Source organism: Paenibacillus apis (assembly GCF_018333295.1).
Classification (GTDB): domain Bacteria; phylum Bacillota; class Bacilli; order Paenibacillales; family Paenibacillaceae; genus Fontibacillus; species Fontibacillus antibioticophila.
Genome location: NZ_BORS01000036.1, coordinates 1 through 12,491, shown reverse-complemented (window position 1 = coordinate 12,491; position 12,491 = coordinate 1). Strand labels below are relative to the sequence as shown.

Annotated in this window: 7 protein-coding genes and 1 pseudogene; 6 read left to right on the top strand and 2 right to left on the bottom strand. The window is 51.8% G+C overall.

Features of this window, described 5'->3' with window-relative positions:
* Positions 1-576: 576 nt before the first annotated feature.
* Positions 577-1,323 (bottom strand): glycoside hydrolase family 16 protein, encoded by a 747-nt coding sequence (locus KI362_RS25005; protein WP_301630963.1) that lies wholly within the window; start codon positions 1,321-1,323, stop codon positions 577-579.
* 149 nt (positions 1,324-1,472) lie between these two features.
* Here KI362_RS25005 and KI362_RS25000 point away from each other — a divergent pair, with 149 nt between their 5' ends.
* The 6 genes from KI362_RS25000 to KI362_RS24975 all read left to right on the top strand — a co-directional run bounded on the left by KI362_RS25000 (position 1,473) and on the right by KI362_RS24975 (position 11,815).
* Positions 1,473-2,393 carry an ABC transporter permease gene (locus KI362_RS25000; protein ID WP_301630962.1) on the top strand — a complete coding sequence of 307 codons (921 nt, stop codon included), beginning with the start codon at positions 1,473-1,475 and terminating at the stop codon, positions 2,391-2,393.
* Between the two features lie 18 nt (positions 2,394-2,411).
* On the top strand, positions 2,412-3,296 hold the full coding sequence (locus KI362_RS24995; RefSeq protein WP_301630961.1) for a carbohydrate ABC transporter permease: 885 nt from the start codon (positions 2,412-2,414) through the stop codon (positions 3,294-3,296).
* A gap of 297 nt (positions 3,297-3,593) precedes the next feature.
* A complete protein-coding gene (locus tag KI362_RS24990) occupies positions 3,594-5,258 on the top strand; it encodes an extracellular solute-binding protein (RefSeq protein ID WP_301630960.1) in 1,665 nt (554 codons plus the stop codon).
* A gap of 122 nt (positions 5,259-5,380) precedes the next feature.
* Positions 5,381-7,219, top strand: coding sequence for a sensor histidine kinase (locus KI362_RS24985; RefSeq protein WP_301630959.1), 1,839 nt, complete (start codon positions 5,381-5,383; stop codon positions 7,217-7,219).
* Between the two features lie 3 nt (positions 7,220-7,222).
* Positions 7,223-8,791 carry a response regulator gene (locus tag KI362_RS24980; protein ID WP_301630958.1) on the top strand — a complete coding sequence of 523 codons (1,569 nt, stop codon included), beginning with the start codon at positions 7,223-7,225 and terminating at the stop codon, positions 8,789-8,791.
* A gap of 162 nt (positions 8,792-8,953) precedes the next feature.
* On the top strand, positions 8,954-11,815 hold the full coding sequence (locus KI362_RS24975; protein WP_301630957.1) for a sugar-binding domain-containing protein: 2,862 nt from the start codon (positions 8,954-8,956) through the stop codon (positions 11,813-11,815).
* A 209-nt stretch (positions 11,816-12,024) separates the two neighbouring features.
* On the opposite strand, the pseudogene KI362_RS24970 reads toward KI362_RS24975, so the two are convergent.
* Positions 12,025-12,279, bottom strand: a pseudogene (locus tag KI362_RS24970) (IS1182 family transposase); the annotation flags it as partial.
* Positions 12,280-12,491 lie beyond the last annotated feature (212 nt).

Below are 12,491 nucleotides of genomic sequence, written 5' to 3'. Positions count from 1 at the left end.
ACGAATCCACAGCGCAATCGGCTATTTGTCACCGGTTCGATTTGCTGCAAGCTTTGAGAAGAAAACAAAGAAAAGGGAAGCATAACCTTTCACTTAATATGTGTCCACTATCTTGACAGAGGTCCAATTGTGCACTAAAATCGTCGCAAGAGCTCTGCGGTTGGCAATTTTAGTGCCATTGTGCACTAAAATCGTCGCAAGAGCTCCGCGCCTGGCAATTTTAGTGCCATTGTGCACTAAAATCGTCGCAAGAGCTCCGCGGTTGGCAATTTTAGTGCCATTGTGCACTAAAATCCGTCGCAAGAGCTCCGCGGTTGGCAATTTTAGTGCCATTGTGCACTAAAATCGTCGCAAGAGCTCTGCGCTCGGAAATTTAGTGCCATTGTGCACTAAAATCCGTCGCAAAGGCCCCGCGCCTCGCAATTTTAGTGCTTATCAGCACTAATTCCCGCACGCACTTGCCGCACCTCCCCGCATCGCACGGTGCAGCTCAATACAAGAGGGTGTCCCTGATCATCTGCTTCGATGATTTCAGAACACCCTCTTGTACATTCCCTTACTATTGGTGCACCCAGATTATTGATACACCCAAATCCCGGAGATCGTCATCACGGCAGGCAGTGCTTCCTCATCCACCGGAACAGGGTCGTAAAAGCCGCCTACAGCCAGATTAAGCAGAAGATAGAACGGCACGTCGAACGGCGTGACGCCCGGCTCCATGCGGCGCTCTGCAAAGCAGTGCCCGTCTGCCAGCCAGCGAATCGATTCTTCACTCCATTCCAGCGTATAATCATGAAATTCCTGAATTGTGCCAGACTCCAGCTGATGGGAGAACTCGTCCGTAACCTTATGGTCCCAATCCGATCCATAATGAAGCGTTCCGAATACCTGCTGCGGCAGCCGGCCTTTGGCCTCGATCATATCGATCTCCCCGGAGGCCGGCCAGTTGCCGTATTTCTTGTCTTGCGGCAGCAGCCAGATCGCCGGCCACATGCCTTGTCCGATCGGGAGCCTGGCACGCACGACCAGCTTCCCATAGCAGAAGGAGAAGATATCCCGAGTATCGATGCGGGCAGAGGTATAGGCGAATTTACGCCCATCCACCGTCTCGACGGCTTCACGTCTTGCACACAAATTCAAGCCCTCTTCATTCAGATACAAATTTCCGGGATTCCCCGTATAAAATTGCTGTTCCCCGTTTCCCCAGCCCGGGAAGATCGCATTGCCCTGGTCATCCAGCAGATCATTGCCCAGACGAACATTCCATGAGTCCAGGCCGGCACTGCTATGTAAATAGTCCTGATGCCAGATCAGCTTATCCATCCTTATGCACACTCCCTTCTTCATACTCCCAGCATAGCGGATTTACATGCCCGGTCAAACGAATCCAAAAAAATGGGATAGGGTCAAAAATCCTGGCCTTTTTTTCCTATGCGCATTTTCTTACGATGATAGAGAAGGAGGCACAGCCTATGAATTCAGAGAAAAATGGACTCATCAAAAGCTTTCTGCGGCAATGGCAATTACAAAGCATGGTCATTCCGGGCATCGTCTGGATGTTCATCTTCTGCTATATTCCAATGATCTGGCTGATCATTGCTTTTATGGACTATAACATTGCAAAACCGTTGCTGGAATCGCCCTTTGTGGGGCTGAAGCATTTTCACGACTTTGCTACCGATGACCGCTTTTGGCGTTCTATTCGCAACACGCTCGGGATGAGCTCGATCAAGCTGGTGCTCGGATTTCCGATTCCGATTTTATTCGCCCTGTTGCTTAACGAAATACGCAGCCTGCGTTTCAAGCGCACGGTGCAGACGATCTCGTATCTGCCGCACTTTATTGCCTGGACGATCTTCGGCGGCATCATGCTGAACTGGCTTGGCGAGGGCGGGGTAATCAATCAATTAATGATGGGGCTGGGACTCCAGGATCGGGAGATTCTGTTCAACAGTGATGCGAAATACTTCTGGTGGATTACCTTCTTCTCCGACACGCTTAAGGAGACGGGGTGGAGCGCCATTATTTACATAGCTGCGATCTCCGGCATTGATCCCGGATTGTATGAAGCAGCGGAGCTGGATGGAGCCAACCGCTGGCAGCGGATGTGGCACATTACCGTACAGAGCATCCGGCCGACCATCGCGATTTTGTTCATTCTGGCCGTCAGCGGATTGCTTGGCAGTAACTTCGAGCAGATTTTTATGCTGAAAAACAACATGAACATGAAGATGGCGGAGAGCATCGACCTCTATATCTACAACATGGGCTTGGTATCCGGGCGATACTCCTTTTCAACAGCCGCCTTGTTCGCTCGTTCGATTGTTGCGCTGGGTCTGCTGTTCCTGGCGAACTTCTCATCCAAAAAATTAAATGGCGAGGGCATTTTCTAAGAAAGGGGGCAGATACCAATGGGCAAATACAGCGGCTTGAGACGCATCGGAATATTCGATATCTGCAATACCCTGCTTATGCTGGCGGTGTGCTTCGTTACGCTCTACCCGATGTACTTCGTATTTATTAACTCGCTCAATGCACCGGAGCAAGCCATCCTGGGAACGGTCAACTGGTACCCGAAGGCCGTCTCGCTGGACAGCTACCGTGTCGTATTCGATGACGATAACCTGATGAACGGGTTCCTGATTACGACGCTCCGAACGGTGATCGGAACGGTTGTGCACGTGCTCTTTACCGCGATTGTAGCCTACGGGATGAGCAAGACCAACCTGATTGGCCGCAAAATTTATATGAAAATCGCGCTGATCACGATGCTGTTCTCCGGCGGTCTCATTCCTACATTTATTCTGATGACCAAGCTGGGGCTGTATGATAACTTTCTTGTTTTCATCATCCCGGCCATGTATACCTTCTTCGATATGGTTATCTTTATGAGCTTCTTCCGCACCATCCCCGAGGGGCTGGAGGAATCAGCCAAGGTGGACGGCGCTTCCGATTACGGTGTTTTCTTCCGGATTGTTCTGCCGAACAGTATGGCGGTTATCGCCACAATTGCCCTGTTTGCAGCCGTCTATCACTGGAACGACTACTATCAAGGCGTCCTGTACATCCGGTCGCAGGATAAGCTTCCGCTCCAGACGATGCTGTACAAGATCATTGCAGAGAACTCGATGTCGTTCATGCAGCAGCAAGCCATGGCCCAGTTTGGTGCCAAGCTGCCGGGCAACTCGATCAAGTTCGCCTCTATGATGGTGGCTACGCTTCCGATCCTGGCCTTCTATCCCTTCATCCAGCGTTACCTGGTCAAGGGCGTCATGATTGGAGCTATTAAGGGGTAAGCCTCATCCGCCTGCAGGATTATGCTGAACACCATCTTTACAGGCGGATGATTGAAATAATGCACCAGATTCTAAGCTGTATAAGTTGAACTAGAAAAATACACAGAAAGGGCATAAGTGTGAAGTGTGCTGAAGAAGCGTTAGCGTTCGCCTTTGTGAACGGATTTCTACTCTATGATGCTTAGTCCAGTCAAAGAAATCCGTGAACAACAGCGATCGTAAGAACACTTCACACGTTGCCTCCCGTGTACAATCTTTAGTTCAACTTATATAGATACAAGAAAGGATGATGAGGAAATGAAAGGAAATCTGAAGCAAAGCATGGCCATCATGATGGCTATAGTCCTCATGCTGGGCCTGGCGGCATGCGGCTCCGGCAGCAATAACAGCGCCAAATCGACGAACACCCCTGCAAACAATACACAGACGACGGATACACCGGCAGTCACGCTGAATCCGGATGAGCCAGCCTGGAAGCTGGATACCAGTCCGGTGGATCTGACCTGGTTCGTAGGCGCTTCCTGGTATGGACGCACTTGGGGAGAGAGCTTGAACTCCAAGTATATCTCGGAGAAGACCGGTGTAAACGTAAAGATTGAAGTACCGTCCGGTGAGGCAAATGAACAGGTTACACTGATGATGACCTCGGGAAAGCTGCCGGACATCCTTAGCATGGGCTCTTGGGAAACCGCTGTCAAAAAGCTGTGGGAAGGCGACCATGTATATGCGCTGAACGAGCTGGCCGATCAATATGATCCGTACTTCTACAAGGTAGCTGGTGACGGTACGCTCAAGTGGTATAAGCAAGAGAACGGCAATACCTATGGCATTCCGAACGATTCCTACAGCCCGAATCTGATGCACGAGACCGGCATGACGGCAGCGAATCAGACCTTCCTGGTGCGTAAGGATTTGTACGAAGACATGGGCAGTCCGGATCTGACGACTCCGGAGGGCTTCCTGGGCGCACTGCAGCTCTTGAAGGATCAATATTCCGAGTACAAGGGACAGCCGATGAGTCCGTTCTTCGCTCAAGGGAATGTGCCTTACGGGATGACGGAATATTTGCAGAACCTGCTTGCCGTTCCGCATGAGAAAGACGGCAAGGTCTATGACCGTATTACAGACCCGGATTACGTCACTTGGTTGAAGACCTTCCGTACCGCTTACGAGCGCGGACTGATTAATGTAGATTTCCTTGTAGACTCCGATACGCAAGTGGAAGAGAAGACGAACAATGCCCGTTACTTCATGATGGTTCGTGAATGGACGGGAATGACGGCTGTCAACCCGATGCTGGCCGCCAGCGACAATCCGGATTCCTACTATATTGCTGTAGATGGCCCGCAGAACAGCAATGGAGATACAGCCAAGCTGTTCCCCGGCAACATGGATGGCTGGATGGTTACGATGATCAGCAAATCCTGTGAGAACCCTGAGCGCGCAATTCGCTTCCTGACTTACCTGGCGAGCGAAGAAGGACAGAAGGATTTGTTCCTGGGCCAAGAAGGGGAGACTTGGGAGACCGTTGACGGCAAGCCGCAGCTCAAGGCGGAGATGCAGCAATTGCTGGAAACCGACATTGAGAAGCTGGAAAAAGAAATCGGCATTATGGACACGTACTGGATGATGCGCAACCCGGTTATCGTGAACCAATGGAGACCGGAGAAAGCACCTGTGATCAAGCAAATGGAAGACTTTGCGAATGCTCAGGCTGACATTGACGGCGGGATCTATAAGGGCCTTGACCCATTGGGCGACTCGGATGCAGCCGTATCCTTCGCACGGATTTCGCAGAACTGGGAGGAAGTGCTGCCTGAGTTGATTACCGCGAAGGATGAGGCGGCCTTTGACAAGATTTTTGAGAACTTCCAAGCCCGTCGCGATAGCTACGGCTTCGAGCAGGTCATGGAATTCCGTCAGGCTGAGCTGGATGCGCGGAAAGCGAAGATGGCTGAGTAAGAAATAGGATAGCAATACCGGGCTGCCGGTCGCCTTATTGGTGACCGGCATCCCTGCTTTTCTTAATATCTGCCGGCCCGTTTGTAATATATGGTATATTACAAACGTAGGGAGGCAATGGGATGATGGTCTTGCTGAATAAGATGAGAAAGATTTACCGCAATTCCCGCATTACACAAAAGCTGTTCCTGGCCTTTAGCATCCTGATCGCGGTTCCTGCCATTATCGTCTCCTTTCTGTTCATCCGGATTCAGGAGAATCAGCTCTATAAGGATGCGATGGCGAACGGCAGCAGCCATGTGACCAAAATCAACGAAAAGCTGCGAAGTAAAATGAACATCATTGAAAACGCTTCCTCCACAGCGCTCACACAGAAGGCATTTATTGACTATATCCATTCCAATATGCGCTCGGATGGCTTGGGGCTTGTAAAATTCAGACAGAATCAATATGAACAAATGCATAATATCATTCAAAGCAACGAGATGATCAGTCAGCTAAGCTTCTATGTGGACAATCCGAATCTGCATGAGATTTGGCCGGAAATCTATCAGTATGACAGGTTCTCCCCGCAGGATTATTGGGAGACCCTTCGGGATGTAGGCGGGTCGGACTACCGGATCTTTGCGCTCCAGGATGGAGAGCACACGCTATCTTACTATCGATTGGTCCGGCTTCAGGGCGGGCAGCAAAAGCGGCCTACCATCATGGAGATTCGCACCTCGCACCGCGCATTTTTCAGCGATTTATTGGAAGAGACCGAGGGGGATTTCTTTTCCGTGGTGATGGAAGGAACAAGTCCCTCGCGTTATGTATATAATCCGCAGCATGCTTTCGCCCAGACAGCCGGAGAGAATCTGGATGATATCCTTGCCAGTGTTCATCGGTATCTGGACCCGCTTGATCAGGACAATCCGATCCAGGTCAAAGCCGGAGACCACCTCTATTACGCGGTATACCGCTATATCTCTCCGCTGGACGCCTATGTGGTGGATATCGCCTCTCATCAGGCGCTGATGGAGGGTCCGCGCAGCTGGTACGTGCTTGTCGTAACGATTACGCTGTGCGTGCTGCTGCTTATGATGGTGCTGGTCTCGCAGATGACCCATCGCTTGTTCCGCCGATTGGACAGCGTGCTGTCGTCGATGAGGCAGGTGCGCAAGGGGCAGCTTGACGCGAAGATCGACACCGGTTTAGAAGCCGATGAGACCGGCGATGAGATTGATGAAGTCGCGGTGACCTACAACAAGATGCTGGATGAGATTCAGGGCCTGATGACTCAGGTGGTGGATAAGCAGTTGATTGCCAAGAACGCGCAGCTTCATTCGCTTCATTCGCAGATCAACTCGCACTTTCTGTATAACGCACTGGAAGCGATCCGGATGAAGGCGGAGGTTCAGCAGCAGGCTGCGATTGCAGATGCGGTTGTATCGCTCGGAGCGCTGCTTCGCTACAGCATGAAGTGGAACGGGGATACCGTCGCGCTCCGGGAGGAGCTGGACAATATCCAGAGCTATGTTCAATTCATCAACTTCATGGAGGGCAGCAGCTTTGCTCTGACGGCGGAGTTCCCACAAGAGGTGCTGCGGTATGCGATTCCGAAAATGTGCATGCAGCCGATCGTCGAGAATATCATTCATCATGCGGCGCCTCAGAGGAAGAAAGTGCGCATCCAGATTACGGTATGGGTAGAACAGAATCATTTGCTGTTTATTGAGATTTTTGACGACGGGATCGGTGTCGATCCGGAAACCTTGGCTGCGCTGCAAGCGGCCTTGAAGGGGGATTCGGATACGCCGATTGTTGCCAGCAAGAACGGTTTGGGGCTGGAAAATGTTCATAAACGCTTGCAGCTTCACTATGGCAAGGACTGCGGTCTTTGGATTGACAGCGTGCAGGGCTCCTATACCTGTGTCACGATCCGTTTGCCATGGGAAAACGTGAATCTGGGGGGATGGTAGAGAATGATGAATATTTTGATTGTGGACGATCAAAAGAATATTCGCGACGGACTACAGGCGATGCTGCATCAGTTCCCTATGCAGATGGATCATATTTTCTGCGCCGCGAATGGAATTGAAGCACTGCAGATTTTGCGGACGCAGAGCATCCAGCTTGTGATTACCGATATTCGGATGCCGGATATGGATGGTCTGACACTCATGGGTCAAACCAAGGAGGAGCGCATCAGCGTCGATTATCTGATCATCAGCGGATATAGCGACTTTGCCTATGCCCAGAAGGCCATCGCCTTGGGTGCCAAGGGCTATCTGCTGAAGCCGGTCAAGCGTGAGGACCTGCAGTCAGCAGTAGAGCATGTCATGCAAGAGGTCCGAACCCGTCAGGCGCTCTCGCAAAATATGAAGCATTTGTCCCGTCGTGCCCGGGAGACCGATCTCAAGGAGCTGCGCATGTTCATGCAGGGAGCAGCCTCCGATGAGGCCTGGATTCAACAGACCGAGCAGCATCACTCAGAGCTGTGGCGCAATTATCGACTGTGCCTGCTGCGGGAGGATCTTCTGATTAACAAACCGGGTGCTGTCAGCTCCCACAGCATGGAATCGATCGCCTATGAGATCTATGGCAAGGGCGGGTGCGTCTGTCTTCAATACCGGCCTCAATTGATTCTGGCCGTGGATGCCTCGATCAGCACGGAAGCACTGCCTGCGATGCTGAAGGAGAAGCAGATGGGAGCCATTATGGTCATGACCGATCCCCAGCAGGGACTGGCCGGGCTCCCTAACAGCTATGAGCAGGTGATGGAGCTGTATCATCATAGCTACCTGTTTCCGGACCGGCATTGCCTCCTGCCGGCACATATTGCCGGTCTGGAGCAGCAATGGGAGCTCCCCCATGAAGAGATTTATATGCTATTTCACTTAATTGGTACGCAAAATAGCGGGAAAATGACCGAGGGCATCTCCCGGCTATTCCACAAGGATGTGCTGCAGCGTTACCACATTCGCTATACCCAGCAGCTATGCCGCGCGATGGTACAAATGCTGGAGGAATATGAGCGTGTGATTCGTCCTTATATGGGAGAAGAAGCCCTGGACATGGAATGCCTGCGGAATTTGTTCGACTATCCGGGCATTCGGGATTACATTCAGGCTCTGCAGCAGCAGATGCTTCGGCTGAACCAGTTCTATTATGAATTTAAGTGCAGCTATCGCAACACCCAGGACTTAAATGAGGCAATCCGGTATATCCATGAAAATTACCACAAGCCGCTGGATCTGGCGATGGTCTCCAACCATGTGTCGCTGAACTACGCCTACTTTTCGAATCTGTTCAAGAAGAACATCGGCAAGGGATTTGCGGAATATCTGCGCGATGTCCGTCTGGATAAGGCCCGGAAGCTGCTGGCGGAGACCGAGCACAAGATTATCGAGGTATCTGCGATGGTGGGCTATGAGAGCTACAAGAGCTTTACCCGTGCGTTCCGTGAGGTCATGGGCATGCAGCCGACCGAGTACCGGCAGCGGATGCGGAGACGGCCAGGGGAGAAAAAGAGCCGGGACACGGCTTTATAATCAGGAAGAAACTGAAACAGTCATTCGCTGATCGCATTCAGCGGGGGCTGTTTTTTTGTTCCGTGCGGTCCTGTGCGAAAGGGGAACGATTATGGACAGAAGTGATCATTCACCGTTAGGATATAGTAGTGAACGCGCGTTTATGGTACGATGAACCCACCAATGAATAACGAGAGGATGAGAGCTGTGCTGGAAAAGCTCAATTTAGCCGGAGACTGGAGACTGGAGCTCGATAAAGAGAAGAAGCAACAGCCGCCGCAGTCCCCTTTTCAAGATACGATCAACCTGCCGAACACCACCTCCCGCGCTGGAAAGGGACAGAAGAATACCGAGGCGCTGATTGGCAGTTTGACAGATGAATACGCTTTCGAGGGCTACGCCTGGTTTGAACGTGAAGTTGAGATTCCTGCCTCCCTCAGCGGCAAGAGCTGTTTCTTGTTCCTGGAGCGGACTCGCGTGACCAAGGTGTGGGTGGATAAACAGGAGATCGGAAGTCAGAACAGTCTGAATACGCCGCACCTTTATGATCTGTCGGATGTAATGAGCCCGGGCAAGCACACACTGACCATTCGCGTGGATAATACCGATTACCCGACGAAAGGCGGTCATCTGACCTCACCGGATACGCAGACTAACTGGAACGGGATTACCGGCCGGATGGAGCTGCAATTTTTCGGCGAGGCCTTTCTGGATCAGGTGCAAGTGTATCCAAACTTTGCGGATCGTTCTTTCACCGTTACCTCGCGGATTGTGGGGAACTTTGCGGATACGGTTCTGACTGTCGCAGCGGAGAGCTATAACGGAGAACAGTCCCATTCGGCTGCTCGGCGGGATTATGCTATTACCTCCAGCCAACTGTCCGTAAGCTATGAGCTTGGAGAAGATGCTTTGCTGTGGAGTGAGGACAACCCTTATCTGTACAAGCTAACTCTTCGTATGAGGAATCAAAACGGCGATCTTCTGGATGAGCAAGAGCTGTCCACCGGACTGCGTGAATTCAAGGCGGATGGAGACAAGTTCACGATTAATGGAAGGAAGACCTTTTTACGGGGCAAGCATGACGGGCTTATTTTCCCGCTGAGCGGGTATGCTCCGACAGAGGTGGAGGAATGGGTGCGGATTTTGGGCATATCGAAGTCCTATGGGATCAACCACTATCGGTTCCACACCTGCTGCCCGCCAGAGGCGGCATTTATTGCTGCGGATCTGCTGGGGATTTATATGGAGCCTGAGCTGCCGTTCTGGGGGACGATTACAGATGAAAGCCATGAACAGCATAATCAGGAGGAGCAGGATTATTTGATCCGCGAGGGCTTTGCGATGCTGCAAGCCTTCGGCAATCATCCGTCCTTTGTGATGATGTCGCTGGGGAACGAGCTGTGGGGCAGTCATGAACGCTTGAACTCGATTTTAAAAGACTACAAGGCATTCGATGATCGTCACTTGTATACGCAGGGATCGAATAACTTTCAGTTTGTGCCGGTGATTCTGGAGCAGGAGGACTTCTTCTGCGGGGTACGCTTCTCCAGAGACCGGCTGTTCCGCGGGTCTTATGCGATGTGCGACGCCCCGCTGGGGCATGTGCAGACAGACCGTCCGGGCACGATGATGGATTATGATGGGCGAATTGTGCCAACGGCAGGTGGAGCTGCGAGTGCGGCGTCTGCGTCCGGAGACGGTACGATTCAAATCCAGTACGGCACCGAAGCCCGGACCGTGAAGGCGGATGCAGCCGGTGAGGGCGAGCTTATTCCGCATATTCCGGTGGTCTCGCACGAAATCGGACAATATGCGGTCTACCCGAATTTTGAGGAGATTCATAAGTATACCGGGCCTCTGAAGGCGAAGAATTTTGAGGTGTTCCGGGAACGGCTGGAAGCGAAGGGAATGGGGCATTTAGCTCGGAAGTTCTTCGAGTCCTCTGGCCAGCTATCGGTCGCGTGTTATAAGGAAGAGCTGGAGGCGGCGCTGCGTTCTTCACGGATGGCGGGCTTCCAAATTCTCGATCTGCAGGATTTCCCGGGACAGGGCACGGCGCTTGTCGGGGTGCTTGATGCATTTATGGATTCGAAGGGCCTGGTTACTCCTGAGGAGTGGCGCACCTTCTGCTCGGATGCCGTGCTGCTCGCCCGGTTCGAGAAATACAATTACGAAGCCGGGGAGCCCTTCCGGGCGCGGGTCCAGCTTAGCTATTATCGGGCTGAGTCGTTAGCTGGACGCAAGCTGGTCTGGGAAATAAGAGATGGGCAGCAGAAGTGCGTTGCTGGCGGGGAAATGGAAGTGCCGGCGACACCGGAAGAGAATCTGGTTGAAATCGGCAATATCCAACTGGTGATGCCTGCTGCAGCAGAAATGAAGAAGGTAGTACTGTCGCTTTCCATTCCGGGCACGGATATCTGGAAGAAATATGACCTCTGGATTTATCCAAACCGGGTAAGCGTGGAGCTGGCGAATGCACCGGGAGCTCATCTGTTCGAGGAGCCTTCGGCGGAAATGATCAGCTTGCTTGAGAAGGGGGAAAGCATCCTGCTGCTCCCAAGACCGGATGCACTATCCGGAACAATTGAAGGGCTCTATAGCACAGACTTCTGGTGTTACCCGATGTTCCGCTCCATTTCGGAGAGTATGAACAGACCGGTGCCGGTGGGCACAATGGGACTGCTCATTCAAAACGAGCACCCGGCTCTGAAGCATTTCCCGAGTGAGGAGCATTCCACGTATTCATGGTGGAGCACGGTTACCTACTCTCATTCGATCATTCTGGATCAGCTTCCACAGGAGCTTACGCCGATCGTCCAGACCATCGACAACTTCGAACGCAATCACAAGCTGGGTCTGCTCTCGGAGTTCCGCGTCCTGAACGGGCGGGTGCTGATGGGAGCGCTGGATTACGGCAAAATACTGGAGACACCGGAAGGCAGGCAACTGTTTTATAGCCTCACGCAGTATATGAATACGGAGGCGTTCAATCCTGCCGTAGAGCTCAGCCTGCAAGAGCTGCAAGGCTTGTTCAAGCAGAACTGAGTGAGCAGCGGCTTGGCGGAAGCGTCTGTCTGATAAGCGGGAACAGGCATGGGAAATAAAAAGGAGGGTGTCCCCAAAGAAAACTTTGGAACACCCTCAGCAACAAAATAGGGGAGTATTAATATAAGCCAAGGGACAAAGCGGTCTATCTTCGCTTAACTCCTTGGCTCTTGGCGTCCACCGCTGCTTTCTTGAGCAGATTGTGGGCAACCATAGCCCGCATCGGCGATGATGGTGCCCGGAAGCCCTGACTGTGATTTTACTTTTTCAAGATGCGGAATGAGGCAGCGCGTACCGGTCGGTCGCTGGTGCAGACTGTAGCCGATAATGAATTGATTCTCGGTGCCGACCTGGACATTATAGCCTGGATTTAGTTGACCGTTTCGCAGGTGGTCTTCTTTCATTCGCATAAAGGCAGCGTCATGATCCGTTTTGCTGTAGCTGTTTCTCTTTCCTAAAATCGCTGTCGGATATTTTCAAACTCCTAACGGACATTTTAGACTCTTAGCAGACTTTTTCTCATGATTCGAAGGGCTAACGGACATTTCGGAGACTGTCTATTTTCTGTGTAAAAATGTACTACCCTGTCCTTTAGTTCTGCAAACAAACCGCAATTCGGGTACTTCAAAGGTGATTTTGGGGAGCAATTGCCCAGTCATTCGCTTTACATGGTGCT